At 62.6% G+C, this 23,603-nt stretch carries 33 protein-coding genes; 24 read left to right on the top strand and 9 right to left on the bottom strand.

Going from position 1 to position 23,603, the window contains the following annotated elements; all coding sequences use genetic code 11:
- Window positions 1-104: 104 nt before the first annotated feature.
- The 6 genes from FJ546_RS09165 (at window position 105) to FJ546_RS09140 (ending at window position 3,695) form a co-directional block, all read left to right on the top strand.
- Window positions 105-1,631 carry an ABC-F family ATP-binding cassette domain-containing protein gene (locus FJ546_RS09165; RefSeq protein ID WP_140889034.1) on the top strand — a complete coding sequence of 509 codons (1,527 nt, stop codon included), beginning with the start codon at window positions 105-107 and terminating at the stop codon, window positions 1,629-1,631.
- A 95-nt stretch (window positions 1,632-1,726) separates the two neighbouring features.
- Window positions 1,727-2,005: a type II toxin-antitoxin system RelE/ParE family toxin gene (locus FJ546_RS09160; protein WP_140889033.1), complete on the top strand. Its 279-nt coding sequence runs from the start codon at window positions 1,727-1,729 to the stop codon at window positions 2,003-2,005.
- 27 nt (window positions 2,006-2,032) lie between these two features.
- Window positions 2,033-2,341 carry a HigA family addiction module antitoxin gene (locus FJ546_RS09155; RefSeq protein ID WP_140889032.1) on the top strand — a complete coding sequence of 103 codons (309 nt, stop codon included), beginning with the start codon at window positions 2,033-2,035 and terminating at the stop codon, window positions 2,339-2,341.
- A gap of 143 nt (window positions 2,342-2,484) precedes the next feature.
- Window positions 2,485-2,667 carry a hypothetical protein gene (locus FJ546_RS09150; RefSeq protein ID WP_032920719.1) on the top strand — a complete coding sequence of 61 codons (183 nt, stop codon included), beginning with the start codon at window positions 2,485-2,487 and terminating at the stop codon, window positions 2,665-2,667.
- Window positions 2,668-2,827: 160 nt separating this feature from the next.
- The gene (locus FJ546_RS09145) at window positions 2,828-3,250 is read left to right on the top strand and encodes a glyoxalase/bleomycin resistance/extradiol dioxygenase family protein (RefSeq protein ID WP_140889031.1); all 423 of its coding nucleotides are present in this window, start codon (window positions 2,828-2,830) and stop codon (window positions 3,248-3,250) included.
- Between the two features lie 91 nt (window positions 3,251-3,341).
- Window positions 3,342-3,695, top strand: coding sequence for a DUF1428 domain-containing protein (locus tag FJ546_RS09140; RefSeq protein ID WP_140889030.1), 354 nt, complete (start codon window positions 3,342-3,344; stop codon window positions 3,693-3,695).
- Window positions 3,696-3,814: 119 nt separating this feature from the next.
- On the opposite strand, the gene FJ546_RS09135 is transcribed toward FJ546_RS09140, so the two are convergent.
- Together FJ546_RS09135 and FJ546_RS09130 are read right to left on the bottom strand one after the other, a co-directional pair.
- A complete protein-coding gene (locus FJ546_RS09135) occupies window positions 3,815-5,449 on the bottom strand; it encodes a tetratricopeptide repeat-containing sulfotransferase family protein (protein ID WP_140889029.1) in 1,635 nt (544 codons plus the stop codon).
- A 186-nt stretch (window positions 5,450-5,635) separates the two neighbouring features.
- On the bottom strand, window positions 5,636-5,860 hold the full coding sequence (locus FJ546_RS09130; RefSeq protein ID WP_140889028.1) for a hypothetical protein: 225 nt from the start codon (window positions 5,858-5,860) through the stop codon (window positions 5,636-5,638).
- Window positions 5,861-6,185: 325 nt separating this feature from the next.
- Between FJ546_RS09130 and FJ546_RS09125 the strand changes: the two genes are divergently transcribed.
- The 6 genes from FJ546_RS09125 (at window position 6,186) to FJ546_RS09105 (ending at window position 8,411) form a co-directional block, all read left to right on the top strand.
- On the top strand, window positions 6,186-6,392 hold the full coding sequence (locus FJ546_RS09125) for a cold-shock protein (RefSeq protein WP_140889027.1): 207 nt from the start codon (window positions 6,186-6,188) through the stop codon (window positions 6,390-6,392).
- Window positions 6,393-6,720: 328 nt separating this feature from the next.
- Window positions 6,721-6,990: a hypothetical protein gene (locus tag FJ546_RS09120; RefSeq protein ID WP_140889026.1), complete on the top strand. Its 270-nt coding sequence runs from the start codon at window positions 6,721-6,723 to the stop codon at window positions 6,988-6,990.
- Complete coding sequence (locus tag FJ546_RS09115) at window positions 6,987-7,238, top strand: hypothetical protein (RefSeq protein WP_140889025.1); 252 nt, start codon at window positions 6,987-6,989, stop codon at window positions 7,236-7,238. Before FJ546_RS09120 ends, FJ546_RS09115 begins: the two co-directional genes overlap by 4 nt.
- Window positions 7,239-7,278: 40 nt before the next feature.
- Complete coding sequence (locus tag FJ546_RS31150; RefSeq protein WP_164987223.1) at window positions 7,279-7,416, top strand: hypothetical protein; 138 nt, start codon at window positions 7,279-7,281, stop codon at window positions 7,414-7,416.
- Between the two features lie 81 nt (window positions 7,417-7,497).
- The gene (locus FJ546_RS09110; RefSeq protein ID WP_140889024.1) at window positions 7,498-7,716 is read left to right on the top strand and encodes a hypothetical protein; all 219 of its coding nucleotides are present in this window, start codon (window positions 7,498-7,500) and stop codon (window positions 7,714-7,716) included.
- A 77-nt stretch (window positions 7,717-7,793) separates the two neighbouring features.
- Window positions 7,794-8,411, top strand: a complete 618-nt coding sequence (locus FJ546_RS09105; RefSeq protein WP_140889023.1) for an NAD(P)H-dependent oxidoreductase — start codon at window positions 7,794-7,796, stop codon at window positions 8,409-8,411.
- A gap of 7 nt (window positions 8,412-8,418) precedes the next feature.
- Here the strand turns inward: FJ546_RS09105 and FJ546_RS09100 are convergent, their stop codons facing one another.
- Complete coding sequence (locus FJ546_RS09100; RefSeq protein WP_140889022.1) at window positions 8,419-8,832, bottom strand: Kazal-type serine protease inhibitor; 414 nt, start codon at window positions 8,830-8,832, stop codon at window positions 8,419-8,421.
- A gap of 506 nt (window positions 8,833-9,338) precedes the next feature.
- Between FJ546_RS09100 and FJ546_RS09095 the strand changes: the two genes are divergently transcribed.
- The 3 genes from FJ546_RS09095 (at window position 9,339) to FJ546_RS09085 (ending at window position 10,686) form a co-directional block, all read left to right on the top strand.
- Window positions 9,339-9,551: a cold-shock protein gene (locus FJ546_RS09095; RefSeq protein ID WP_006202520.1), complete on the top strand. Its 213-nt coding sequence runs from the start codon at window positions 9,339-9,341 to the stop codon at window positions 9,549-9,551.
- Window positions 9,552-9,869: 318 nt separating this feature from the next.
- Window positions 9,870-10,082: a cold-shock protein gene (locus FJ546_RS09090; protein WP_008877668.1), complete on the top strand. Its 213-nt coding sequence runs from the start codon at window positions 9,870-9,872 to the stop codon at window positions 10,080-10,082.
- A gap of 175 nt (window positions 10,083-10,257) precedes the next feature.
- The gene (locus tag FJ546_RS09085) at window positions 10,258-10,686 is read left to right on the top strand and encodes a BA14K family protein (RefSeq protein WP_140889021.1); all 429 of its coding nucleotides are present in this window, start codon (window positions 10,258-10,260) and stop codon (window positions 10,684-10,686) included.
- A 166-nt stretch (window positions 10,687-10,852) separates the two neighbouring features.
- Here the strand turns inward: FJ546_RS09085 and FJ546_RS09080 are convergent, their stop codons facing one another.
- The 3 genes from FJ546_RS09080 to FJ546_RS09070 all read right to left on the bottom strand — a co-directional run bounded on the left by FJ546_RS09080 (window position 10,853) and on the right by FJ546_RS09070 (window position 13,114).
- Window positions 10,853-11,491, bottom strand: a complete 639-nt coding sequence (locus FJ546_RS09080) for an MBL fold metallo-hydrolase (protein WP_140889020.1) — start codon at window positions 11,489-11,491, stop codon at window positions 10,853-10,855.
- Between the two features lie 266 nt (window positions 11,492-11,757).
- Complete coding sequence (locus FJ546_RS09075) at window positions 11,758-12,075, bottom strand: hypothetical protein (RefSeq protein WP_140889270.1); 318 nt, start codon at window positions 12,073-12,075, stop codon at window positions 11,758-11,760.
- 145 nt (window positions 12,076-12,220) lie between these two features.
- A complete protein-coding gene (locus FJ546_RS09070) occupies window positions 12,221-13,114 on the bottom strand; it encodes a branched-chain amino acid aminotransferase (RefSeq protein WP_140889019.1) in 894 nt (297 codons plus the stop codon).
- A 260-nt stretch (window positions 13,115-13,374) separates the two neighbouring features.
- Between FJ546_RS09070 and FJ546_RS09065 the strand changes: the two genes are divergently transcribed.
- The 4 genes from FJ546_RS09065 (at window position 13,375) to FJ546_RS09050 (ending at window position 17,406) form a co-directional block, all read left to right on the top strand.
- A complete protein-coding gene (locus FJ546_RS09065; RefSeq protein ID WP_032933687.1) occupies window positions 13,375-13,908 on the top strand; it encodes a MarR family transcriptional regulator in 534 nt (177 codons plus the stop codon).
- On the top strand, window positions 13,895-14,614 hold the full coding sequence (locus tag FJ546_RS09060; RefSeq protein ID WP_140889018.1) for a response regulator transcription factor: 720 nt from the start codon (window positions 13,895-13,897) through the stop codon (window positions 14,612-14,614). The genes FJ546_RS09065 and FJ546_RS09060 overlap by 14 nt, the downstream gene beginning before the upstream one ends.
- 145 nt (window positions 14,615-14,759) lie before the next feature.
- A complete protein-coding gene (locus FJ546_RS09055) occupies window positions 14,760-16,175 on the top strand; it encodes an ATP-binding protein (protein WP_140889017.1) in 1,416 nt (471 codons plus the stop codon).
- A 208-nt stretch (window positions 16,176-16,383) separates the two neighbouring features.
- Entirely contained in the window at window positions 16,384-17,406 is a 1,023-nt protein-coding gene (locus FJ546_RS09050) for a glycosyltransferase family 1 protein (protein WP_140889016.1), read from the top strand.
- A 107-nt stretch (window positions 17,407-17,513) separates the two neighbouring features.
- On the opposite strand, the gene FJ546_RS09045 is transcribed toward FJ546_RS09050, so the two are convergent.
- From FJ546_RS09045 to FJ546_RS09035, 3 genes are all read right to left on the bottom strand, one after another.
- The gene (locus FJ546_RS09045; RefSeq protein ID WP_140889015.1) at window positions 17,514-17,873 is read right to left on the bottom strand and encodes a tRNA-binding protein; all 360 of its coding nucleotides are present in this window, start codon (window positions 17,871-17,873) and stop codon (window positions 17,514-17,516) included.
- A gap of 10 nt (window positions 17,874-17,883) precedes the next feature.
- Window positions 17,884-18,384: a YbjN domain-containing protein gene (locus FJ546_RS09040; RefSeq protein WP_013893499.1), complete on the bottom strand. Its 501-nt coding sequence runs from the start codon at window positions 18,382-18,384 to the stop codon at window positions 17,884-17,886.
- 323 nt (window positions 18,385-18,707) lie between these two features.
- Window positions 18,708-19,007 (bottom strand): accessory factor UbiK family protein, encoded by a 300-nt coding sequence (locus FJ546_RS09035; protein WP_140889014.1) that lies wholly within the window; start codon window positions 19,005-19,007, stop codon window positions 18,708-18,710.
- Between the two features lie 214 nt (window positions 19,008-19,221).
- Between FJ546_RS09035 and FJ546_RS09030 the strand changes: the two genes are divergently transcribed.
- The 5 genes from FJ546_RS09030 to FJ546_RS09010 all read left to right on the top strand — a co-directional run bounded on the left by FJ546_RS09030 (window position 19,222) and on the right by FJ546_RS09010 (window position 23,597).
- A complete protein-coding gene (locus FJ546_RS09030) occupies window positions 19,222-19,455 on the top strand; it encodes a BrnA antitoxin family protein (protein WP_095773542.1) in 234 nt (77 codons plus the stop codon).
- 134 nt (window positions 19,456-19,589) lie between these two features.
- Window positions 19,590-20,450 (top strand): prolipoprotein diacylglyceryl transferase, encoded by an 861-nt coding sequence (gene lgt / locus FJ546_RS09025; RefSeq protein WP_140889013.1) that lies wholly within the window; start codon window positions 19,590-19,592, stop codon window positions 20,448-20,450.
- The gene (locus FJ546_RS09020) at window positions 20,447-21,535 is read left to right on the top strand and encodes a class I SAM-dependent methyltransferase (protein ID WP_140889012.1); all 1,089 of its coding nucleotides are present in this window, start codon (window positions 20,447-20,449) and stop codon (window positions 21,533-21,535) included. Before lgt ends, FJ546_RS09020 begins: the two co-directional genes overlap by 4 nt.
- A gap of 116 nt (window positions 21,536-21,651) precedes the next feature.
- Complete coding sequence (pgeF, locus tag FJ546_RS09015) at window positions 21,652-22,446, top strand: peptidoglycan editing factor PgeF (protein ID WP_140889011.1); 795 nt, start codon at window positions 21,652-21,654, stop codon at window positions 22,444-22,446.
- Window positions 22,446-23,597 (top strand): Xaa-Pro peptidase family protein, encoded by a 1,152-nt coding sequence (locus tag FJ546_RS09010; protein WP_140889010.1) that lies wholly within the window; start codon window positions 22,446-22,448, stop codon window positions 23,595-23,597. Before pgeF ends, FJ546_RS09010 begins: the two co-directional genes overlap by 1 nt.
- The last annotated feature ends 6 nt before the right edge of the window (window positions 23,598-23,603 follow it).

The raw sequence follows: 23,603 nt of genomic DNA, 5'->3' as shown, positions 1-23,603 counted from the left end.
TTTTGGTCTGCCCTTCGTGGTGCCGCAACGCCGAGCCTGATGGCCAGCACGCGCACCGTCAAAGTGCATCCGGAGTTGTTTCCGGCAAGACCAGAGAAATCCAAATGGCCCTGATCAGCCTCAAATCCCTCGGCGTCACCATGAGTGCGCCGCTCTTCTCCAAGCTCGACCTCACCATCGGCGCCGGCGACCGGCTCGGCATCGTTGCCGCCAATGGCCGCGGCAAGTCGACCTTGCTCAAATGCCTGACCGGCGAGATGGAGCCGACCTCCGGCGACATCACCCGCACGCGCGGCTTGCGCGTCGGCCATGTCGAGCAGTCCGTTCCTCCTGCCCTTCTCGGCCGCAGCTTTCATGAGGTGGTGGCCGACGCCTTGCCGCCGGAGCAGGCCGAAAGCGAGATGTGGCGCGTCGACGTGGTGCTGGATTCTCTCGACGTGCCGGAGGCGATGCGCGAGCGGGAAATGCAGGCGCTGAGCGGCGGCTGGCAGAGGCTGGCGCTGATCGCCCGCGTCTGGGTCACCGATCCCGATGTGCTGCTGCTCGACGAGCCGACCAACCATCTCGACCTTGCCCGCATCAGCCAACTGGAAAACTGGCTGAACGCGCTGCCGCGCGAAGTGCCCGTCGTCATCGCCAGCCATGACCGCGCCTTCCTCGACGCCACCACCAACCGGACGCTGTTCCTGCGCCCGGAACAGTCGCCGGTGTTTGCGCTGCCCTACTCCCGCGCCAGGCAGGCGCTCGACGAGGTCGACGCCTCGACAGCGCGGAAATTCGAGCGCGACATGAAGGTCGCCCAGCAGCTGCGAAAGCAGGCCGCCAAGCTCAACAACATCGGCATCAATTCCGGCAGCGACCTTTTGACGGTGAAAACCAAGCAGCTCAGGGAACGGGCGGAGAAACTCGAAGAGGCGGCGCTATCGGCGCACCGCGAAAAGTCAGCCGGAGCGATCCGGCTAGCCAATCGCGGCACCCACGCCAAGGTGCTGATCACGCTCGACGACGCCGCGGTCGGAATGCCCGACGGCACGCTGCTGTTCAGGACCGGCAAGCGCCACATCTGTCAGGGCGACCGCATCGTGCTGCTCGGCCGCAATGGCGTCGGCAAGTCGCGCTTCGTCAGCATGATCCGCAACGCGATCGTCGAGCCCGACACGGTGCAGAACGTGAAGGTGACGCCGTCGACGGTGCTCGGCTACAGCGACCAGGCGCTGTCCGGCATCAGCGGCGACGACACGCCGCTGGCGATGGTCTCGCGCCGCTACGATGTCGGCGAACAACGCGCCCGCGCGCTGCTTGCCGGCGCCGGCGTGGTCATCGAGATGCAGGAGAAGAGGATCGGCGTGCTGTCCGGCGGCCAGAAGGCACGGCTGATGATGCTGGCGCTGAGGCTCGCCAATCCCAATTTCTATCTGCTCGACGAGCCGACCAACCATCTCGACATCGATGGCCAGGAAGCGCTGGAGGAGGAATTGCTCAAGCACCAGGCAAGCTGCGTGCTCGCCTCGCACGACCGCTCCTTCATCCGCGCCATCGGCAATCGCTTCTGGCTGATCGACAAGCGGCGGCTGACCGAAGTCGAGGACCCCGAGGATTTTCTCAATTCGGTGGCGGAAACCGCTGGCTGAGCGGCGCCGGGTTGATGGCTCGATTTTTCCATTTGCCTGTAAATTATTCGCTTACAGACTCTTGATTTTTGTAAGCAATTTGTTTACATGCGTCGATGATCGAGTCCTTCAAGAACAAGGCGCTGTCGGACCTCTTTCAAACCGGAAAAACCGGTAAGATCGACGCCAAAATGCACAAGCGCATTCTGGTCCGGCTTGACCGCCTGGAAGCTTCGGAGAAGCCGGAGGAGATGAACCTCCCCGGCTTCGACTTCCACCCACTGAAAGGCTTCGATCCGATCCGCCACACGGTCCATGTCAATGGCCCGTGGTGCATCACATTTGAATTCGACGGTAATGATGCCGCCCGCGTCGATTTCGAGCAATACCACTGAGGTGGCCAGATTGGAGAAGTTCGACTTATGACCGTGCACGAGCCGATGCGTCCGACCGAGCGTTGTCCCTCCCACCCGGGAGCGCTGCTGGAGGACATTATCCCGGCAACCGGAAAGACCAAGGTGGAAATTGCAAATCTGCTCGGGATCTCCCGGCAACAGCTTTATGACATCATCCGCGAAAAGAAGCCGGTTTCGCCGGCTGTGGCCGCTCGCCTTGGGAAGATGTTTGGCGACGGTGCCGCGATCTGGCTTCGGATGCAGGCGGCTTTCGATGCCTGGCACGCCGAGCGCGAGGTTGATGTTTCAGCGATCCCAACGCTGAAGGTCGCATAGCCGCCGCTCTGAGCGGCGAAGGCTTCTTCGATCGAATCCGGAGTCGTAACAAAAAATTCGGTGCGCTGTCGGATCGCCTGAACCTGCCACGTCCTTGGGATGCCGACACGATGATGCCGGCATCAACCCAGGGAGAGAACATCATGTCGGTCCTTTCATCCATCGGTCGCATCGCAACCCAATATGCGGCGGCACGTGCCCGCCATCGCAGCGAACGCATCCTGCTCTCGCTGCCAGCCGAATTGCGTAAGGACATCGGCTTTCCGGAACTCTTCGACGCGCAGAACAGCCGCCGTGCAACGACGTTCTCGGCCAAGGTCATATGACCGCGACCAGCCTGTTCATGCGATTGCCGCTTAAATCCGCCGGTTGCCCGGCCTGTCCGGGTCCGGCTCGCAAAAAAATTCGCGCCGCCATGTAGGATTGCCGTCACCTCGCGCGTCCTGTGGTTCGCAAGGCCAAGCCGAACGCAAAGAGGAGCAAGACATGACTGACCAGACCCCCGTTCAGCCCAGGGCAGAAGTGCTCGGCGGGTTGACCCCTTATCTACAAGTGGACGGCGCCTTCAAGGCCGCCGATTTCTACAAGAAGGCCTTTGACGCCAAGCAGGTCTTTGCCTATCCGGCGGATGAAAAAGGCCGCACCATGCACATCCATCTCCACATCAACGGCTCGACGCTGATGCTGGGCGACGCCTATCCGGAGCACGGCCATCCACATAAGGCCGCGCAGGGCTACACGCTGCAGCTCCATCTCGAAGATGGCGACATCGAGACCTGGTGGCAGCGCGCCGTCGATGCCGGCTGCGAAGTGGTCACGCCGCTGCAGGTGATGTTCTGGGGCGACCGCTGGGGCCAGCTGAACGATCCGTTCGGCGTCGCCTGGGCGATGAACGCACCGGTGAAGTAGCGAGCAGGCGTCGCCGTCAAGGCTGACGCGCTCACCGCGCCGGGTCGTATCCCCGCCGACCCGGCGCCCGGTTTTCAGCAAGGAGTTCACCATGTCCTATGTCGATGGTTTCGTGCTTGCCGTGCCAAAGGCCAAGCTCGATGACTACAAGAAGCTGGCCAACCTCGCAGGCCCCATATGGATGGAACACGGCGCGCTGGCCTATGTCGAATGCATCGGCGACGACGTGCCCTATGGCGAACTTACCTCGTTTCCACGTGCCGTCCAGGCAAAGGACGACGAGATCGTCGTCTTCGCCTGGGCGGTCTATGAATCCAGGCTAAGCCGCGACACGGTGATGGCCAAGGTGATGGCCGACCCGCGCTTGACACCCGATTTGGGTCCCCTGCCCTTCGATATGAAGCGCATGATCTTCGGCGGCTTCCAGCCCTTCATCGAGCTTTGAGCAGCTGGCGCAAAGCGAGAGTTGGCAGATCGCAGACGTTGGAGATTGGCCGAAGCCTATCCAACTTCGTCATCCACGGGCGAAGCAGGGACGGCGCCGGCTAATCTGTAACCCGATCGCTAATCCAGCCTATCCAATAGCGGCTTCAGCCGATCCCCATAGCGCTTCCACAGGTCGACCGAGCCTTGATACATCGGCTGGCGCACCTGCGCGGCGGAGGCCGTGCGCACCGGCCGGTCGGTCTCGTGGAACGACAGCACGGCATCGTCCCATGGCAGGCCGAGATACTCGATCAGCGCCCGGCTCTGGCCTTCTTGGTCGGCGACGAAATCCTCGTAGCGCACATCATGCACGACGCCGGGCAGCACCTTGTGCCAATGCACCATGATGTCGGTGTAGAGATTGTGGAAGTCGGCGAGCTCGCCGAGATCGTAGCCGTAGCGGTGGCTGTCGCCGCGGAAATGCACCTTGTAGATCGACAGGCAGGTTGCCGCCGCATCGCGGGCGCAATGGATGATCCTGGCTTTCGGCATCATCATGTGGATGAAGCCGACAAGCAGGAAGTTGCCCGGCATCTTGTCGGTGACGTGGCTGACATGCGGATAGCGGGCATGCAGCATGTCGAGATAGGCCTGGCCCGCCTCGGCGAAATCCGCATCGTCCGTATCCGATACGCCCCACGGAAAGCCCCCCGGCATGGTCGCCGGGAACTGCTTGCCGACCGCGTTCTTCAGGATGCTGAGCTCGCCCGCGCCATAGACCTGCGGATGGCTGGCGATGATCTGCTCGACCAGCGTCGTGCCCGAACGCGGCATGCCGACGACGAAGATCGGCGCGTCATCGGTGATCGGGCTCGGTTTGTGCCTTTCGAAGAAGCCGGCATCGAACACCGTCTTCATCGCCGCGAATTCCTCGCGCGTCCTGACGGGATCATAGTTGATCCCCTTGCGGCGAATGGCATTGCCTTCGGCAAAATAGTCGAAGGCCTTCTCATAGTCCTTCAGATCGTCATTGGCCTTGCCGAGGCCGAACGACAGCTGCATGCGCGCCAGGCTGTCCTGCGGTGCCTTGGCATGCTGCGCTTCCATGCCGGACAATTCGGCATCGCGCTCCTTCTGGCGCTTGACCTGCGACAACATCAGCCAGGCCTTTGCCATGCCCGGGTTGACCGCCAGCGCCTGACGGAACAGATCGGCCGCCTCGTCGAGCTTGCCCTTTTCCATCAGCCCGACTCCGAGCCCGTGCAGAAGGTCGGCATCCTTGGGACGGATGGTCAGCGACTCGCGAAACACAGCCAGCGCCTCGTCCAAGCGTGCGGCTTCCTGCAGGGTTTCGGCAAGCCCGATGCGGGCGCGCACATGGAAGGGATTGCGCGCGACTGTGCCGCGATAGATTTCTTCGGCCTCCTCGAACCGGCCGAGCTGCTTCAGCGACGAGCCGAGATTGTCACGCGCGGCGAGCTGCTCCGGCCGCAGATCCACCGCGCCACGGAAGAAGTCGATTGCCGCGGCGACGCGGCCGAGATCGCGCATCACCGTGCCGAAATTGTTGAGGAAATCGGCATTCGTCGGCTGCAGGCTCACCGACCGCTCGATGAGGTCCAACCCTTCTTCGCTGCGTCCGGTCTGGTGCAGCAGCAGCCCCAGGAAGTGCGCCGCCGCCGCGTGCTTGGGCTGGCGCGCCAAGACTTGCCGGTAGATGGTCTCTGCCTCTTGCCGGCGGCCGGCCTGGTGCAATTGCAGGGCCTGCTGCACATACTGGTCGAGACCCAGCGGCGGCTGTCCGCCTGCGCCAGACCTGGTTCCCGCACTCGCCGCTCGTCTTTGATCTCTGTTAATGGGAAACCTGCCGTGTTTGTCCGCCTGCTGCGATCTAGGCCATTGGCGCGGCAGGTTCAAGTCTTCGCGGGGCTGCGAGCTCTTTCGGGATGCGTTGAGCGATCAGATCAGGCGGTTGGTCTCGGCAACCTGCCTCGCCGGCCTCACCGTGCCATCGGTATCGGAGATCGTTCGCCTTGCCGCCTCATCGCTTCTGATCGTCAGCCGTGCCGACTTGACGATCATCGGCTGGCCGGTCGGGCCAACGGCAATGGCGTGGATGGCGACTGGCTTGATGATCGGATTGATCGCGACGGTCTTCCCCCTTGAGCCTCTTGTGGAAGCCATGGCTTTTCCTCCTTCTATAGTAAATAAAAATAGGGGCGCAGAGGAAATACCTCAGTGCGCGCTCAATATTTTTTTAGAAATATGCTCAACCCATAGCAGAAATATCTGAACGTATATGGCGATCTATTTTTCAGTCGGAGCGGGATTGATTTCTGAATCACCTTGAACAGGGAGCCAAATCGATCTATATAGAGAGGATCGTTGGCCAAAATTGGCATCTCGCGGCGTCAGAGGTTCTTGACCGCCAATCTCGTTCCAAATCGTCGACGCTGGACGCACGGTAGGACTCGCCTTGCGACGATTTTTCAATCCGCGAAAGACAGATATGACCACCGGAATCGTGAAGTTCTACAATGGCCAGAAGGGTTTTGGCTTCATTCAGCCAGCTGACGGCGGCAAGGACGTTTTCGTCCATGTCAGCGCTTTGGAGCGTGCCGGTTTTCCCGGCCTCGCCGAAGGCCCGAAGCTGCAGTTCGACCTGGAGCGTGACGGCAAAGGCCGCGAGTCCGCCGCCAATCTGCAACTGATCTGATCCGGCCGAATCCGATGAACGCTGACCACGGATGTACTGGCAGCTCTCGAAAGAGGCTTATTTCCAGCGATTGCCGGAAATAGAAAAGCGGGGCTCGTCCCCGCTTCAGACTGCTGACAAACCTCCGCACGTCTCGAAATCACCCAAGATTCACGGAACGTCTCAGATTCAGATCGCGAACAAACCGGAATCAAAACCCCTCGATTTTGACTGCTGTCAAAAACCGAGGGGTTTGTAATCAATCTGAAGCGGGGCTCGTCCCCGCTTTTTTGCGCTCAGGTCACTGTTTACGTGACGCCCAAGGCGTGAACCAACCAAGGCCAGGACTATGCCGGACCGCACCACCCATTCCATCGCCCATTTCGCGGCATCCTTCATGCTCGCAGGCCTGGAAGGACCGCTGCCGGCCGGCGACTACGACATCGATCATGATGAAGAGCTGATCGAGGGCATGTCACGCATCGCCTGGCGCCGCGTCGCCACCTTCATCCACCTGCCGGCAAGGGCGGTGAAGAACCCCACGACCAGCCAGCTTGTCGCCATCGACCACCTCGAACTCGAAACCGCGCTGAAGCGCGACCGGGAGAATGCAGCATGATCCGTTTCCAGCAGAATACGCGCCCGCGCACCGACACGCCCTCGCACCTTTTCGCCATCGGCCAGACGGTGCGCATGAAGAGCCGCACCGGCCTCGTCCAGAAAACGGCGGAGCTGTTCGAGATCAAGAGCAGGCTGCCGGTCAAGGACGGCTCGCCGCAATACCGTATCCGCAGCGAGTTGGAGACCCACGAGCGGGTCACCACGGAAGACAATCTCGAGCCGGCCGCCAGCAATCCGGTCGTCTGAGAACCTCGAAAAGCCAGCCAACACGCACAAGGAGCAATCCATGTCCAAAGGTCAACAGCGAAGCAATCGCGAAGCGCGCAAGCCGAAGAAGGATAAGGTCGTGGCCAAGCCCGCCTCCCCATTCGGTTCGGCGGTCAAGCAGGCGGAGAGCGGCCTGAAGCCGAAGTCCAAGGGCTGACAGCCTTGGGGTGCTTCGCATGCGCCTCATCCCCGATGAACTGACAACAGGCCCATGCCAGGTCCTGTCACGGAGGCTTGCGTGAAATTCGTCATCGAGTTCTACCGGTCACGCGACGCCGAGAAGGCGACGCTCGACAAGGTATCGCTGGAAGCGCCGACCTTGCGCGCCGCCTTGCAGGGCGCGGCCGCACTCTTCCACACGCTCGCAATGCCGCAAATCCCCGACCGGCTGCGCATTTCCGATGAGCACGGCAGCGAGCTCTACGTCGGACCGGCCGATGGAGCCTATCCTTCCTAGGCAACCTGGCTATCATTCCGGAGCAACCGCAAGGGCCTCGCGACGTTGAGCCTGCAGCCATATGCAGGAGTTGCCGAATGTCCCTAGCCGCCTTTGCCATCAACTGTTCGCTGAAAGCATCCAGCGACAAGGAAAAATCCTCCACCGACAAGATCATCGCCGACCTGCTCTCAGCGCTCAAGCCGCATGGCGTGAAGGGGGAGGTCGTGCGCGCCCTCGATCATGATATCAAGCCCGGAGTGCTCTCCGACATGGGCAAAGGCGACGACTGGCCTGGTCTGCGTAAGAAGATTATCGCGGCCGATATCTTCATACTCGGTCTGCCGATCTGGATGGGACAACCCTCCAGCGTCGCCAAGCGCGTCATGGAACGCATGGATGCCTTTCTCGAGGAAACCGACGGCAAGGGCCGCATGCCGGCCGCCGGCAAGGTGGCGCTGGTGGCGATCGTCGGCAACGAAGATGGTGCCCACCATTGCCATGCCGAGTGCTTCCAGGCGCTCAACGATGTCGGCTTCACCATTCCAGCCAATGGTGGCGTCTATTGCGTGGGCGAGGCGATGGGCGACGTCAATTATGTCGATCTGCCGAAGACCCCCGGAAAGGTCGCCGGCATGATCGAGATGGCCGCGTCAAATGCCGCCCACCTGGCAGCCCTGCTGAAAGGCAAAGCCTATACTGGCGTGGACAGGTAGGACGTTCTCAGCACGGGCCATCGCCGACAATGCGGTAGTCCGCGGCGCGGGCTTCGCAGGCATTGGGGAAGCTGCGCATCTTGCCATGGCGGCGGGCGCAGACGGGCGCGTATTCGCGGGTGCAGAACGTCTGCTCTTCGCCACCACCACCATCGCCGCCGTCGCCGCGGCAGGGGCCGTCGCGCACGATGCGGTAGCCGGCGCGGTCGGCAAGGCAGGCATTGGCGAAGGTCTGGCGGTCGCCGCCGCGCCGGGCACAGACGGGCTCGTATTGCCTGGTGCAGAATTCCGGTTCGGGACGCGGCGGCCGCGGGCGTGGTCCTGGTCCATCATCGACGACCACGGTGCAGGCGGCCAGAAGCGCCGACAGGAACAGGACGGCAAACCCTTGCCGCGAAAAAACCGACGCCAGGAATTTCATGCTGATCTCTTCCTCGATCCCATCCCGATCACGATCCTCGCCATTCCCCTGTCAAATGCAACCCCGCTAGCGGATGCGACCGCGTTCGCGGGGGCGGAAACGGCGGTTACAGCCGTGGCCGGCGTCCGCGCGCAACACTGGCCTATGTGCGACCTTCTCTGTGGGTCAATGACCGGCCCGGCAACGAGGCCTATTTGCGGCCCGTCGACACTCAGATCGGTCGATTCTTGCGTCGGGATGCGCTCAGAGCGGCGGCCCGCGGCGCTATCTTGCAACCTTCACGTTTCCGTGCGATAAATTCCGTGTTCGGGCATTTGCGACCCGGAGAGCGGAACGTTTTGGACGACCTTTCCCCGATACTGTGAATCTCTGACGGCCCCGTTTTTCGGCGGGGGGTTTGACCATGCGGCAATGCATGACTGCCGAAAGTAACCACCGGGAACTGCCCTCGACGCCAGGTGGCGGGCAGGACCACCAAAGACTGAACGGGTGAAGGAGTTTCCCCAATGGCCCAGACCGGCACCGTTAAATTCTTCAACGCGACCAAAGGCTTCGGTTTCATCACGCCCGACGGCGGCGCCAAGGACGTGTTCGTCCATATTTCCGCGATCGAGGCATCGGGCCTGCGCACGCTCGTCGACGGCCAGAAGGTCACCTTCGACGTCGAGCCGGACCGCATGGGCAAGGGCCCAAAGGCGGTCAACCTCCGCGCTGCCTGAACCATCGGCGCCGCGCGTCCCTGACGGCGGGCGAACGAGGGTTCGAAGCCTGCCCAGCCTGTGGGCACGCGGACAGATTTTTAAAAAAGGCGCGGCGATTTTCGTCGCGCCTTTTTCATGTCCGTGGCGCGGCATGAATGCATGTCGCCCAAAAGTGGAATCGGCTCCGGATCAACGACATGCATCACAACAAGGGCTTAAGGCGCTTTAAGTGCTTGCAAAACTTTCTCTTGCCGATGACGCTAAAATAAAGGACAAATTTCCTCTCGGGCATTTGCCGGCCCGAGACTGGAGTTTATGGGATCAAAGGAGCTTCCCATGCCGCAGACCGGCACCGTCAAATTCTTCAACCATGCCAAAGGCTTCGGCTTCATTACGCCGGACGATGGCGCGAAGGATGTCTTCGTCCATATTTCGGCCGTGCAGGCGTCGGGTCTTCCCGGTCTCGAAGATGGGCAGAAAGTAACATTCGACACCGAGCCGGACAAGCGCGGTAAGGGACCCAAGGCCGTCAACCTGTCGGTCGGCTGAGCCGGCTTCAGACTGTCGGCTCCAGCAGGGCTGCCCAGCTCGTTTTGACGCCCCTCTTGGATCGGCACGTCGAAATCCGTTCAGCCTCCGTTCAGCCACGGTCGCATATTAGTCTTGGGTAAAGCCGGACCGTATCCCCTGCAAAACTGCACGGTCCGGTACGAAGGAGACCAAGATGAACAGAATCTTCAAGACAGCCGTGCTGTCCGCCGCCATGGCGGCCACCATGCTTGTGGCCTTGCCCGCGGCCAACGCCGATGAATGGCGCCATCACCGCCACCACGGCAATGGCGACGCCATTGCCGCTGGTGTGCTTGGCCTCGCCGCTGGTGCGCTGATCGGTGGCGCGCTGGCCAATGACCAGCCACCGCCTGACGCTGACCGCTACTACGATGACGGTTACTACGATCGTGACGTGCAGATCCGCCCGGCACCGGTCCGCCGCTACTATGTCGAACCGCGGGTGGTCTATGCCGATCGCTATGCCGAGCCGTGGACGCGTGACTGGTACGAATACTGCTCGGACCGCTACCGCAGCTTCAACTCCCGCACCGGCACCTTCACCGGCAATGACGGCGAGCAGCATTTCTGCACTGCCAACTGAGTGCATGTCACCAAAAGTGCGCGGCGGTTTTGGGATAACGACTTGCACCAAACAAAACCCTAAAGCGCAAAAGCGCTTAGGGCTTCCCTGCCCCAAACAAAAACGCTGACCGCGAGGCCAGCGCTTTTTGTTTGACCCCTGCGACTTCGTGTCGAGGGTGCTGATCCTAGACAAGGAACGGATTGGTTCGCCGCTCCTCGCCAAAACGGCCGCCGGGGCCGTGGCCGCAGATGAAACCGATATCGTCGCCGAGCGGCAAGAGCTTGTCCTTGATCGAGGCGATCAGCGTCGCGTGGTCACCGCCCGGCAGGTCGGTGCGGCCGACCGAGCCGCGGAACAGCACATCGCCGACATGGGCGAACTTGGCCGCGCGGTTGTAGTAGACGACATGGCCTGGCGCGTGGCCGGGGCAATGCAGCACCTCGAACACATGACCGCCGAACGACACGGTATCGCCTTCGGTGAGGAAACGGTCGGGCACGCAGTTGCGCGCGCCGGCGATGCCGTAGAGCCTGCCCTGTTTCTCCAGATTGTCGAGCAAAGGCCTGTCGGCTGCATGTGGGCCGATGATTTCGAGGCCGAGCGCGTCCTTCAGCTCCATGGCGCCGCCGGCATGGTCGATATGGCCATGCGTGATCCAGATCGCCTCGGCCGTGATCGCATTGTCCTTCAACACCGCCAGAACCTTGTCGATGTCGCCGCCCGGATCGACGACGACGCCGTGCTTGTCGTCCATGTCGAACAGGATGGTGCAGTTCTGCTGAAACGGTGTGACCGGCACGATGCCGGCATTGAGCTGACCCATGATCTTCCTTTCGTGTTCACGCGGTGATGTAGAGCAATTCCAGGAAAAGTGTGAGACGGTTTTCCCGGGAAAAGCGCGCAGCGCTTTCCCTTGAGAACTGCGTCAAAACAATGAGACGGAGTGGTTCTGCGTTTCCGTGAAGCGATGAACCACTCCGGCGGCGCGAATGAAGGGCGTCCACCCTCGAAAGACGAACAGTCAGTCGTTGCAGAAACAGAAATGGGCGGCCAAAGCCGCCCATTTGAACAAACCTGAGACCGTCAGGCTTACTTCTTCATGGCGCCCATGACAGCGCCGATGATGCCGGTCAGGATCGCGCCGCCGCCGGCGCCGCCGACGATGTTGTTGAGGTTGAGCGCACTGCCGAGGCCGCTCGTCGCTGCAGCGGCCGCTGCCGGATCGACCGCGCCGTGGCCAAGCAGGCTGCCGAGGATTGCCGCGCCGCCGACGCCGCCAATGGCGCCACCCAGGATTTTGGGAAGCTGGCCCATCGCCGCGTTCTTGAGTGCAACACCGACCGCCTGACCACCGATGATACCCGTAATCACCTGTACAATGATCGGAAGAAGCGTGTTCATGTCCATATGATTAGTCCCTCCATAGCTGCCAGCCTCCCGGGCCGACACCATCATGAGACGCCGAATTGACTGAAAGTCAAATGCAGAAACGCTGAAATAAAAGGGGCGGCCCGAAAACCGCCCCTGCTTGCGCGAAAAGCTGTGACTATCGTTATTCTGCGGCGATCGCGTGCTTCGGCTGAACGGCCGCAGAATAGTCATTCATAAGGTTCTTGGCGATTTCGCCAACCTCGAATCGGTAGGGGCCGATCTCCGAAACCGGCGTTACTTCCGCCGCCGTTCCGGTCAGGAAGCATTGTTCGAAGCTTTCGAGTTCTTCCGGCAGGATGGCGCGTTCGATGACTTCCAGGCCACGGTCCCTGGCGAGCCCAATGACCGTGCGGCGGGTGATGCCGTCGAGGAAGCAGTCGGGCTTGGGCGTATGGATCTTGCCGTCCTTGACGAAGAAGATGTTGGCACCGGTTGCCTCGGCGACCTGGCCGCGCCAGTCGAGCATCATGGCGTCGGCATAGCCTTTTGCTTCGGCTGCGTGCTTGGACATGGTGCAGATCATGTAGAGGCCGGCGGCCTTCGACTTCGACGGCGCCGTGCGCGGGTCGGGCCGGCGCCATTCCGCGACATCGAGGCGGATGCCCTTCAGCTTCTGCGCCGGATCGAAATAGCTCGGCCACTGCCAGATGGCGATGGCGACGTTGATGCGGTTGTTCTGCGCCGAAACGCCCATCTGCTCGCTGCCGCGCCAGGCGATCGGCCGGACATAGGCGTCCTGGAACCCTTGCTTCTTCAACAGCGTGGTCGAGGCGTCGTTGAGCTCGGCGACCGAATAGGGAATCTTGAAGCCGAGCAGGCGGGCCGATTCATGCAGGCGCTCGGTGTGCTCGTTCAGCTTGAAGATCTCGCCGCCATAGGCGCGCTCGCCCTCGAAGACCGCGCTGGCATAGTGCAGACCGTGCGTCAGAACATGGATCTTGGCGTCGCCCCACGCAACGAATTCGCCATTCATCCAGATGAAGCCGTCCAGTTGATCGAAGGGAACAGATGCCATGGTAACCTCCCGCGGGTCGCGGCCCGCATCCTTAGTGTCGTAGCGTGTTCTTTTTTGGCCGCGCCGTATGATTGGAGAGCCGGCCCGGTGTTGCGAAGCGTAGGCGGATAATCGCGCTCTGGCAAACTCAGGAAGTTCCGGAAAAACCGGCCTGCCTTGCCTTTTCGTTCGCAATCCGCCCAAAAGCTTGTCAAAAATTACCATTGCGGGGAAATTACGTCAATAGTACTGACATAATCTCCCGTTCCCATGGAGAAATGATGACGGATCGAAGCCCAGCCGCCGGAAAGCCGATCAGGACCGCGATGTCAGTCGAGGACGGCATAGACTTCGCCATCATCGAACTGTTCTTCTTTGCCTATCGCGACTTCACCTCCGATCCAGATCAGATCCTGGCCGACTATGGCTTCGGTCGCGCTCACCACCGGGTGCTGCATTTCGTCAACCGCCGGCCGGGGCTGACGGTCGCCGAACTGCTCGACGTATTGAAGATCACCAAACAGAGCCTGGCGCGTGTGCTGAAGCAACTGATCGACACCGATCATGTCGTGCAATTGCAAGGGCCGCGCGACCGCCGCCAGCGCGAACTCTATCCCACCGCCAAGGGCCGCGCGCTGGCGCTCGCCCTGGCGCGGCCACAGTCACGCCGCATCCGTGCTGCATTGGAAGATTCCGGCGCCACCGAACGGGCCTTGGTGGAACGCTTCCTCGAAGCGATGGTCAATCCGGAACTGAGAGCTCAGATCGACGTTGGGTCCGCAAAAATGTCAGGAAAAAGCCATGGAGAGCACTGAGAGGGTCGATCAGGCGGCCGCACCGGACGACGACGCGCCGCATCTGCTTGTGGTCGACGACGACACCCGCATCCGCAATCTTCTCAAACAGTATCTGACCGAAAACGGCTTTCGCGTCACTGTCGCTGGCAATGCCGGCGAGGCCAGGCGCAAGCTCGCCGGCCTCGACTTCGACCTGCTTGTGCTCGATGTCATGATGCCCGGCGAAAGCGGCGTCGATCTCACCAAATCGCTGCGCGCCGAAAAGAACGTGCCGATCCTGATGCTGACCGCGCTTTCGGAAACCGACAGCCGCATCCTAGGGCTCGAGGCCGGCGCCGACGACTATCTGCCAAAACCCTTCGATCCGCGCGAGCTGATCCTGCGCATCAACAACATCCTGCGCCGCGGCGGCCCGGCGGCCACGCCCAAGGTCGAACAGCTGGTCTTCGGCCCCTACACGTTCCAGATCGCCAGGCGTGAACTGAAGCGCGGCGGCGAGGCGCTGAAGCTGACCGATCGCGAACAGGAGATCCTGGCGATCTTTGCCGCGCGGGCCGGCGAGACCATCCCGCGCCACGAACTGGTCGGCGACGATTCGGAGGTCGGCGAGCGCACCATCGACGTGCAGATCAACCGGCTGCGCCGCAAGATCGAGCGCGATCCGTCCAATCCTGTCTGGCTGCAGACCGTGCGCGGTATTGGGTATCGGCTCAGCGTGGAATAGAATGCCGGACGCGGCTCTGGAGCATGATCCCGAAAAGCGGGAACCGGTTTTCGGAAAAGATCATGCTTTAACAAAGAGTTAGATCAGGATGGCGATTGAACCAAACGTCGTTCTGATCTAGTGCCGCGGGCGAAATGAAAGAGCCATGGCAACGACGGAACTGGAAGGGCCGGGACCTGACGGCTTGAGCGCACGCGCCACGCGAACGCTCAAGGCGGTGCCGCGCGTCTGGAACCGATTCTGGCGCCTGGTTTCGTTTTACATGCCCAAGCGCCTTTACGCGCGCTCGCTGATCATCGTCATCGCGCCGATGATCCTTCTGCAATCGGTGGTCGCCTTCGTCTTCATGGAGCGCCATTGGGCAACGGTGACGCAGCGCCTGTCGCAGGCCACCGTGCGCGACATCGCCGCCATCATCGACCTGATCGAGACCTACCCGCACGACGCCGACTATGCCAACGTCATCCGCATCGCCCAGGACCGCATGCAGCTGAAGGTCGACCTGCTGCCGCCGGATCCCTTGCCGCCGCCCGGTCCCAAACCGTTCTTCTCGATCCTCGACGACGTTCTCTCGGCCGAGATCACCCGCCAGATAAACCGGCCGTTCTGGATCGACACCGTCGGCAATTCCAACATCGTCGAGGTGCGCGTCCAGCTCGAGAACAAGGTGCTGCGCGTCTTCGTGCGCCGCAGCCAGGCCTATGCCTCCAACACCCACATCTTCCTGATCTGGATGGTCGGCACCTCGCTGGTGCTGCTGATGATCGCCATCCCCTTCCTGCGCAACCAGATCCGGCCGATCCTGACGCTTGCCGAGGCCGCCGAAAGCTTCGGCAAGGGCCGGCCGATGCCGCGCGATTTTCGCCCGCGCGGTGCCGAGGAGGTGCGCCGCGCCGGCTTTGCCTTCATCCAGATGCGCGAGCGCATCGAGCGCCAGATCGACCAGCGCACCGCCATGCTTACCGGCGTCAGCCATGATCTCAGGACCATCCTCACCCGCTTCAAGCTGCAGCTGGCGCTGGCCGGCGGCAAGGCCGAGACCAAGGCGGCGCTCAACCAGGACATCGACGATATGCAATCGATGCTGGAAGGCTACCTTGCCTTTGCCCGCGGCGAGGCCTCGGAGGATCCCGGACGTTTCGATCTCGAAGCCTATTTCCAGAAGCTCGGCGACGAGGCCGCCTTGCGCAAATGCAAGCTGTCGACGACGCTTTCCGGTGATCCGACAGTGCATGTGCGGCCAAACGCCTTCGCGCGGCTGTTGTCCAACGTCATCGGCAATGCCTTCCGCTATGCCAAGTCGGTGGAGGTCAGCGCCGATCACGGCCGTGGCTCGCTCGTGGTCACCATAGACGACAACGGTCCCGGCATTCCGGCCGACCGGCGCGAGGAGGTGTTCAAACCGTTCGTGCGGCTCGACGAGGCCCGCAACCTCGATGCCAGCGGCACTGGCCTCGGCCTCTCGATCGCCCGCGACATCGCCCGCAGCCATGGCGGCGACATCACTCTCGACGACAGTCCGCTAGGCGGCCTGCGCGCGGTGATCAAGGTTCCAGCCTAGGCTGGCCAAACATCGGGCTTCATCCGCCCGTCATGAAATCATGGTGAAGAGCGCGCATGAAACGCGCGACATCACTTGATTCGGCCTTGCCGCCCCATTTCGATCCCGTGCCCGCCCGGGTGCGCTGGAGCGAAGCGAGGGCCGCCGGCTGGTCGCCGTTCCGGCATCGTCTCAAGGCAACCGTCGACCTTTCCAGCAAAGGGCCGCCATGCGCATATTGATGGTCACCGACGCCTGGCGCCCGCAAGTCAACGGCGTCGTCCACACGCTGGAGCGGCTCACCGAAACGCTGAAATCCTTCAACGTCGCGGTGGATTTTCTGACACCCAACATCTTTCGCACGCTCCCCCTGCCGACCTACCCCGACATCAGGTTGGCGCTGACCACACCAGGCCATGTCGCGCGCCTGATCGACGCCTACAAGGCCGACCATATCCACATCGTCACCGAAGGACCGCTGGGCATCATGGCGCGGCGCTATTGCCGCAATGCCGGCCGGCCGTTCACCACCAGCTATCATACGCGCTTTCCCGAATATCTCAGCGCGCGCCTGCCGGTGCCGGAAAGCTGGGCCTATCGCTGGCTGCGCGACTTCCACAATTCCGGCCAGGGCACGCTGGTCGCCACCCAGTCGCTCGCCGACGACCTTTCGGCGCGCGGCTTCAACAAGCTGAGGCCCTGGACGCGCGGGGTCGACACCGAGCATTTCCATCCGGACAAGCGCAAGGAGCTCGGCTTCCCCGGCCCGGTCTTCCTCTGCGTCGGCCGCGTCGCCATCGAGAAGAACCTCTCCGCCTTCCTCGACCTTGATCTGCCCGGCAGCAAGGTGATCGTCGGCGAGGGACCGGAGCTTGCCAAGCTGAAGGCCCGCTACTCCAACGCGCATTTCCTCGGCCATCGTCCCAATGACGAACTGGCGGAGATCTATGCCTCGGCCGATGTCTTCGTCTTCCCCAGCCGCACCGACACCTTCGGCAACGTCATCATCGAAGCGCTGGCCAGCGGCACACCAGTCGCTGCCTATCCGGTGACCGGACCGATCGACATTGTCGGCGACGGCTTTGGCGGCGCGGTGTCGAACGATCTGCGCGAGGCCGCGCTCGCCGCCCTCGAGGTCGATCGCGGCCAGGCGCGGGAACGCGCCATGCGCTACAGCTGGAAGGCTTGCGCCGAGATGTTCCTCGACACGGTCGAGGAAGCGCTCGGCAGGACGCGCAAGCTGGCGGCGTGATCCTTCTTTCATCATCCACGGGCCGAGCGTCGGCGAAGCCGGCGCGCAGACCCGAGGATCCGTTCCGTGACCTGCAAGCGTGCACTGCGGTGAAGAATCTGCGAGCCCTAAAACAGCCGCCCGCCGTCCGGCACCTTGCGCTCGATGGCGCCGAGCACCACGGAACCCTCATCGTCGGGAAAACCGAGCGTCAGCACTTCCGACATGAACGGGCCGATCTGGCGCGGCGGGAAATTAATGACCGCGAACACCTGCCGGCCAACCAGCGTTTCGGGCGCATAGTATTTGGTGATCTGCGCCGATGATTTCTTGATGCCGATGTCGGGCCCGAAATCGATCTTCAGCTTGAATGCCGGCTTGCGCGCCTCGGGGAACGGCTCGGCTTCGATGATCGTGCCGGCACGGATGTCGACACGATCGAAATCGGCGAAGCTGATTTCGGGCTTTCGCGTGGTGCTTGAACTCATCTAGTGCGACTCAGGCGTTGCCGTAGGTCTCGAACAGCACGCCGGCCAGCGCGTCCTTGGCCGAGGTTCCCGACCAGACGACGAACTGGAACGCCTGGAAATAGCATTCGCAGGCTTCCAGCGCAGAGGACAAAAGCACCTCGACCTGCTGGCTCGACGGCTCGACCCCGCCGGCCAAAAGCAGTGACTGGCGGAACATGATCGCGCCTTCCTGCTCCCAGAGGTCGAAATGGCCGAACAGCATCTGTTCGTTGATCAGCGACAACAGCCGCATCACTTCCAGCGCGCGGGTCTCCGGCACCTTGATGTCGAAGGCGCAGGCCAGATGCAGCGCCTCGAAATCCTCCATCCAAGAGAAGGAGACGTGATAGTCGGTCCAACTGCCTGCGACCGAGATCGAAATTTCATCGTCGCCGGCCCGTTCGAAGGACCAGTCATTGTTGTGGGCCACCTGCTCGATAACATCCACCGGATGGATTTCGCGGGAGAATTCGAGTTCGAGAAGTTCCATGGAATGCTTCCTGTCGTTCTGAGGAGCGCCGCCACACGCTCCGCGGGAGGGCACACACAACGAACAATCTGATCTAGAACTCGGACGGCCAGGACTTCTCGACGCAAAGACCCTAGACCGGACCCCACCGCCCGGCCGCATGACCCTGCTCCGAATCATGCAACAAATTCAGTCTATTGATCGGGAGTCGCGTGAACAGCCCAATTTTTCGCACTGCGTCATTCGCATGTGGAAAGGCGCTGTCACAAAGATTCATGCAATGCCGTTAAGCGATTCACGGCAAAGCGATTTTCAGGATCGGACTATGTGGAAAAGTTTAACGATTATTTTTTTGCGCGGGGCTTCGCCGCCGCCGGTGCGGCATCGCCGGCGAGTTCGGCGAGCTTCGCCTCGAGCGCCTCGATGCGGGCGGCAAGCCTGGCATTCTCGTCCCGGGCCTTGGCGGCCATCTCGCGCGCGGCCTCGAATTCCTCGCGCTGCACCACGTCCATCGAATTGAGGATGCGCTCCGCCTGGCCCTTGAAGGCGGTCTCGACCTCGCGGCGCACGCCCTGCGCGGCACCCGCTGCATCAGTCATCAGCTTGGCGAATTCATCGAGAATGCGGTTCGGTCCGGTCGACATGGCAAATCCTCGCTTTGCTCGAAATGACGTAGTGGCGCGGAGCGCCGAATGCAAGAACGTTGAGGGCTGGTGCGGCCTCTGCGTTGCTATGGCGCATGGCGATGCCATGCCTATGCCAAGCTTTCAAATGGCCCCAAGCTGTACTTGAGGATGCCAAATCGCCTACTGTGTGGTCATCACGCAGTGCCGCAGCACGCTCCAATCAGGTCACCCAATGGCAACGCCCCCGCGCCGACCGACAAATCCGTTCGCAGCCGCCGAAGCGGCCTTCAAGCCGGTCAAGAAGCCGGCAGCGCCCATTCGCGAACCCTCGACCGCCCCGAATGTTCGCGAGCTTGTCTCGATCCGCATCGACCGGGCCGTGCTCGACCATTTCCAGGAAGATGGCCCCGGCTGGCAGGACAGGATCAACGACGCATTACGGCAGTGGGTGGCCGCCAAGGGTTGAACTCACCACCTATGGCGCGATGGCTCGCAATGGCGATCCGTCGCGACCCCTGACGGCGGCCGGCTTGCCTTGACCCTGCCAAAACCCTGCCGCATGGTCCGCGTCCGAACGCGACCGCAACCGAGAGCTCCCCGTTGAACGAATATTTCCTGCTGCCGCTGGCCTCGTTGCCCTTCCCCAACATCAACCCGATCCTCATCCAGATCGGGCCGCTGGCGGTGCACTGGTACGGCGTCGGCTACATCGTCGGCATCCTGTTTGCCTGGTGGTATGCCAAGCGGCTCGCCGCCAACCCGAAGCTTTGGCCCGACGGCATCCTGCCGATGAAGCCGGAGGACCTCGACGATTTCATCGTCTGGGCGGCCATCGGCGTCGTGCTCGGCGGCCGCATCGGCTATGTGCTGTTCTATGATCTGGCGCGCTACATCGCGCATCCGCTCGACATCTTCGCCGTCTGGCAAGGCGGCATGTCGTTCCATGGCGGCCTGCTCGGCGTCATCCTCGCCATGACGCTGTTTTCCATCAAGCGCGGTATCCGCACCTGGTCGCTGTTCGATGTCGTGGCCGCCGGCGTGCCGGTTGGGCTCGGCCTGGTGCGCGTCGCCAACTTCATCAATTCCGAGCTCTGGGGCCGGCCGACGGACGTACCCTGGGCAATGGAATTCCCCAATGGCGGGCCGTTCACCCGCCATCCGAGCCAGCTCTACGAGGCCCTGCTCGAGGGCCTGGTTCTGTTCCTGGTCCTGCGCATCCTCACCCATTCGCGCCTCAAGCTGAAGACGCCGCGCTTCGTCGGCGGCGCCTTCATCTGCGGCTATGGCCTGTCGCGCATATCAGTCGAGTTCTTCCGCGAGCCCGACCAGCAGCTCGGCTACCTCCTCGGCACCAACTGGCTGACCATGGGCATGATCCTGTCGACGCCGATGGTGCTGGCCGGCATCTGGGCGATGGCGACCGCCAAGCCGGTGACGCAATCGCAGCCGCAGGCGACATGACGCGGCTGAAGACCCGCATCGCCGACCTGATCGAGGCGCTCGGCCCCCTTCCGGTCAACGAGTACATGGCGATGTGCCTGTTCGACCTCGCGGACGGCTACTACACGACACGCGAGCCGTTCGGCGCCGCCGGCGACTTCGTCACCGCGCCGGAAATCAGCCAGATGTTCGGCGAACTCGTCGCCGTCTGGCTTTATCAGGCTTGGGCAGCGATTGGCCGGCCGATGCCGGTCATCATCGCCGAGATCGGCCCGGGCCGCGGCACGCTGATGAAGGACATGCTGCGCACCCTGTCGCGGCTCGACCCGGCCCTGGCCAACGGCGCCGCCTTCGCCATGATCGAGACCAGCCCGCGCCTGACTGAAATCCAGAAGCAGACGCTGGGCGCGACGCCTTTCGCGATTGGCTGGCACGAGACCATCGAGACCCTGTCCGATCAGCCGCTACTCATCGTCGGCAATGAATTGTTCGACGCCGTGCCGATCCGCCAGTTCGTCCGCGCCGGCGCCGGCTGGCGCGAGCGCATGGTCGGCCTCGACGGCGAGGACGAGCTGCGCTTCTTCGCTGGCGCCGGCTCGATTGACTCGACCCTATTGCCCCTCGACGCCGCTGAAGCGCCGCAAGGCGCGATCGTCGAAGTGGCACCGGCTCGCACCGCCCTGATGGCCGCCATTGCCGGGCGCATTGCCCGAAACGGCGGCGCTGGGCTGTTTCTAGACTATGGCCATCTCCAGCCGGGTGTCGGCGACACGCTCCAGGCCCTGCGCCGGCACGATCACGAAGATGTGCTGGCCAATCCCGGCGAGGCCGATCTCACCTCGCATGTCGATTTCGCCGCCCTTGCCGCCACCGTACGCGCGCATGGTCTCGATGCGCATCTGTCGACGCAGGGCGATTTCCTGCTCGGCATGGGCATTCTCGAGCGCGCCGGCCGGCTTGGCGCCGATGGCGACCAGGCGGCCCGCGACAAGATCACCGGCGATGTCGAGCGTCTCGCCGGACCGCAGGCCATGGGCGAACTGTTCAAGGTGCTTGCCGTCCTGCCGCGCGGTGTGTCGATCCGGCCCTTTGCGACGGCGGATTGACTTTTCACCGCTGCCCCTCCCAATCTCCCGTCCGGTAAAAGAGCGGCCGAACCGCCGGCCGCCTCGCTTCCGGACTTTTTCTTGACGAAACCGCCCACACGGACAACAACGCCCGCATGCTGAATCAGACCAAACCGGATCCCGTTCGGTCGCCGCTGCTGGACAAGGCGCAGGCACAAGGCATTCGCCATGGCTATTTCACCCGCACGGGCGGCGTCTCGACCGGCATCTATCAGGGCCTCAACATCGGCACCGGGTCGGATGACGACAAGGCGCTGGTGGCCGAGAATCGCGCCCGTGTCGCCGCCTGGATGGGCGTGCCGGCAAGCCATCTGCTGACCGCATGGCAGGTCCATTCGCCCGACGTCATCGTCGCCAGGGAACCCTTTGCCGGCGAACGGCCCAAGGCCGATGCCATCGTCACCGACCGCCCGGGCATCGCCATCGGCGCCTCGACCGCCGACTGTGGCCCGGTGCTGTTTGCCGATTCCGGCGCGCGCATCATCGGTGCGGCGCATGCCGGCTGGAAAGGCGCTTTTACGGGCGTGCTGGAGAACACAGTTGCAGCCATGGAAAGCCTGGGCGCCCGGCGCGAAAACATCGTCGCCGTGCTCGGCCCCTCGATCGGCCCCGCCAATTATGAAGTCGGGCCGGAATTCGTTGCCCGCTTCGTCGAGGCCGACGCGGAGAACATCGGCTATTTCGCGCCCTCCGCCACATCAGGCCATGCCATGTTCGACCTCAACCGCTACACGGTCGATCGGCTCATCAGGGCCGGCGTGACCGCCGAGGGCCTCGGCCGCTGCACCTATGCCGAGGAAGATTTGTTTTACTCCTATCGGCGCACCACGCACCGCAAGGAACCCGATTACGGCCGGCAGGTTTCGGCCATCGTTTTGGAGAGTGAATAATGGCGCTGCATTTTGAACGATCGGAATTTGACGCGCGGCGCGACCGGCTGATGATCGAGATGGCCGAGAAGAAGCTCGACGCCATCCTGCTGTTCGCGCAGGAAAGCATGTACTGGCTGACCGGCTACGACACCTTCGGCTTCTGCTTCTTCCAGTGCCTGGTGGTGAAGGCCGACGGCTCGATGGTGCTTTTGACACGCTCGGCCGACCTGCGCCAGGCGCGCCACACCTCGATCATCGACAACATCGTGCTGTGGACCGACCGCAACGGTGCCAACCCGGCGGTCGACCTGCGCAATCTGCTCAACGACCTCGACCTGCTTGGCGCGCGCATTGGGGTCGAATACGACACCCATGGCCTCACCGCCTATAATGGCCGCCGGCTTGACGAGCAGTTGCAGACCTTCGGCCAGATCGCCGACGCGTCCGGCATTGTCGGCCGGCTGCGCCTGTTCAAGAGCCCGGCCGAGATCGCCAAGGCCGAGAAAGCCGCCAACCTCTCCGACGACGCGCTGGACGCGGCACTGCCGCTGATCAAGCAGGGCGGCGACGAGGCGCTGATCCTGGCCGCCATGCAGGGCGCGGTCTTTGCCGGCGGCGGCGACTATCCGGCCAACGAGTTCATCATCGGTTCGGGCGTCGATGCGCTGCTGTGCCGCTACAAGGCCGGCCGCCGCAAGCTCACCAAGAACGACCAGCTGACACTCGAATGGGCCGGTGTCTTCCATCACTATCACGCGCCGATGATGCGCACCGTGCTGACCGGCAAGGTGTCGAAGCGCCATCAGGAGCTGTTCGATGCCGCGCGTGCCGCCCTTCTCGCCGTGGAAAAGGCAATGACGCCGGGCAATACGTTCGGCGACGTCTTCGACGCCCACGCCCGCACCATGGAGGCGCACGGCCTGACCAAACACCGGCTGAACGCCTGCGGCTATTCCGTCGGCGCCCGCTTCACCCCGTCCTGGATGGACATGCCTATGTTCTACCAGGGCAATCCCGAGCCGATCGCGCCGCACATGACGCTGTTTGCCCACATGATCATCATGGATTCCGAGACCGACACGGCAATGACGCTTGGCCGCACCTACCTGACCACCGAATCCCAGCCGAAGCCGCTTTCCCGCCATGATCTCGACTTGATCGTACAGTGAATCCAT

The organism is Mesorhizobium sp. B2-4-19, assembly GCF_006441315.1.
Taxonomy (GTDB): domain Bacteria; phylum Pseudomonadota; class Alphaproteobacteria; order Rhizobiales; family Rhizobiaceae; genus Mesorhizobium.
This window is presented reverse-complemented; position numbering and strand designations above follow the sequence as displayed.

Bases quoted from the DNA above. Each gene is read 5' to 3' on its own strand.
- FJ546_RS09165 (WP_140889034.1), top strand. From the start codon at position 105: ATGGCCCTGATCAGCCTCAAATCCCTCGGCGTCACCATGAGTGCGCCG.
- FJ546_RS09160 (WP_140889033.1), top strand. From the start codon at position 1,727: ATGATCGAGTCCTTCAAGAACAAGGCGCTGTCGGACCTCTTTCAAACC.
- FJ546_RS09155 (WP_140889032.1), top strand. From the start codon at position 2,033: ATGACCGTGCACGAGCCGATGCGTCCGACCGAGCGTTGTCCCTCCCAC.
- FJ546_RS09150 (WP_032920719.1), top strand. From the start codon at position 2,485: ATGTCGGTCCTTTCATCCATCGGTCGCATCGCAACCCAATATGCGGCG.
- FJ546_RS09145 (WP_140889031.1), top strand. From the start codon at position 2,828: ATGACTGACCAGACCCCCGTTCAGCCCAGGGCAGAAGTGCTCGGCGGG.
- FJ546_RS09140 (WP_140889030.1), top strand. From the start codon at position 3,342: ATGTCCTATGTCGATGGTTTCGTGCTTGCCGTGCCAAAGGCCAAGCTC.
- FJ546_RS09130 (WP_140889028.1), bottom strand. From the start codon at position 5,860: ATGGCTTCCACAAGAGGCTCAAGGGGGAAGACCGTCGCGATCAATCCG.
- FJ546_RS09125 (WP_140889027.1), top strand. From the start codon at position 6,186: ATGACCACCGGAATCGTGAAGTTCTACAATGGCCAGAAGGGTTTTGGC.
- FJ546_RS09120 (WP_140889026.1), top strand. From the start codon at position 6,721: ATGCCGGACCGCACCACCCATTCCATCGCCCATTTCGCGGCATCCTTC.
- FJ546_RS09115 (WP_140889025.1), top strand. From the start codon at position 6,987: ATGATCCGTTTCCAGCAGAATACGCGCCCGCGCACCGACACGCCCTCG.
- FJ546_RS31150 (WP_164987223.1), top strand. From the start codon at position 7,279: ATGTCCAAAGGTCAACAGCGAAGCAATCGCGAAGCGCGCAAGCCGAAG.
- FJ546_RS09105 (WP_140889023.1), top strand. From the start codon at position 7,794: ATGTCCCTAGCCGCCTTTGCCATCAACTGTTCGCTGAAAGCATCCAGC.
- FJ546_RS09100 (WP_140889022.1), bottom strand. From the start codon at position 8,832: ATGAAATTCCTGGCGTCGGTTTTTTCGCGGCAAGGGTTTGCCGTCCTG.
- FJ546_RS09095 (WP_006202520.1), top strand. From the start codon at position 9,339: ATGGCCCAGACCGGCACCGTTAAATTCTTCAACGCGACCAAAGGCTTC.
- FJ546_RS09090 (WP_008877668.1), top strand. From the start codon at position 9,870: ATGCCGCAGACCGGCACCGTCAAATTCTTCAACCATGCCAAAGGCTTC.
- FJ546_RS09085 (WP_140889021.1), top strand. From the start codon at position 10,258: ATGAACAGAATCTTCAAGACAGCCGTGCTGTCCGCCGCCATGGCGGCC.
- FJ546_RS09080 (WP_140889020.1), bottom strand. From the start codon at position 11,491: ATGGGTCAGCTCAATGCCGGCATCGTGCCGGTCACACCGTTTCAGCAG.
- FJ546_RS09075 (WP_140889270.1), bottom strand. From the start codon at position 12,075: ATGGACATGAACACGCTTCTTCCGATCATTGTACAGGTGATTACGGGT.
- FJ546_RS09070 (WP_140889019.1), bottom strand. From the start codon at position 13,114: ATGGCATCTGTTCCCTTCGATCAACTGGACGGCTTCATCTGGATGAAT.
- FJ546_RS09065 (WP_032933687.1), top strand. From the start codon at position 13,375: ATGACGGATCGAAGCCCAGCCGCCGGAAAGCCGATCAGGACCGCGATG.
- FJ546_RS09060 (WP_140889018.1), top strand. From the start codon at position 13,895: ATGGAGAGCACTGAGAGGGTCGATCAGGCGGCCGCACCGGACGACGAC.
- FJ546_RS09055 (WP_140889017.1), top strand. From the start codon at position 14,760: ATGGCAACGACGGAACTGGAAGGGCCGGGACCTGACGGCTTGAGCGCA.
- FJ546_RS09050 (WP_140889016.1), top strand. From the start codon at position 16,384: ATGCGCATATTGATGGTCACCGACGCCTGGCGCCCGCAAGTCAACGGC.
- FJ546_RS09045 (WP_140889015.1), bottom strand. From the start codon at position 17,873: ATGAGTTCAAGCACCACGCGAAAGCCCGAAATCAGCTTCGCCGATTTC.
- FJ546_RS09040 (WP_013893499.1), bottom strand. From the start codon at position 18,384: ATGGAACTTCTCGAACTCGAATTCTCCCGCGAAATCCATCCGGTGGAT.
- FJ546_RS09035 (WP_140889014.1), bottom strand. From the start codon at position 19,007: ATGTCGACCGGACCGAACCGCATTCTCGATGAATTCGCCAAGCTGATG.
- FJ546_RS09030 (WP_095773542.1), top strand. From the start codon at position 19,222: ATGGCAACGCCCCCGCGCCGACCGACAAATCCGTTCGCAGCCGCCGAA.
- FJ546_RS09020 (WP_140889012.1), top strand. From the start codon at position 20,447: ATGACGCGGCTGAAGACCCGCATCGCCGACCTGATCGAGGCGCTCGGC.
- pgeF (WP_140889011.1), top strand. From the start codon at position 21,652: ATGCTGAATCAGACCAAACCGGATCCCGTTCGGTCGCCGCTGCTGGAC.
- FJ546_RS09010 (WP_140889010.1), top strand. From the start codon at position 22,446: ATGGCGCTGCATTTTGAACGATCGGAATTTGACGCGCGGCGCGACCGG.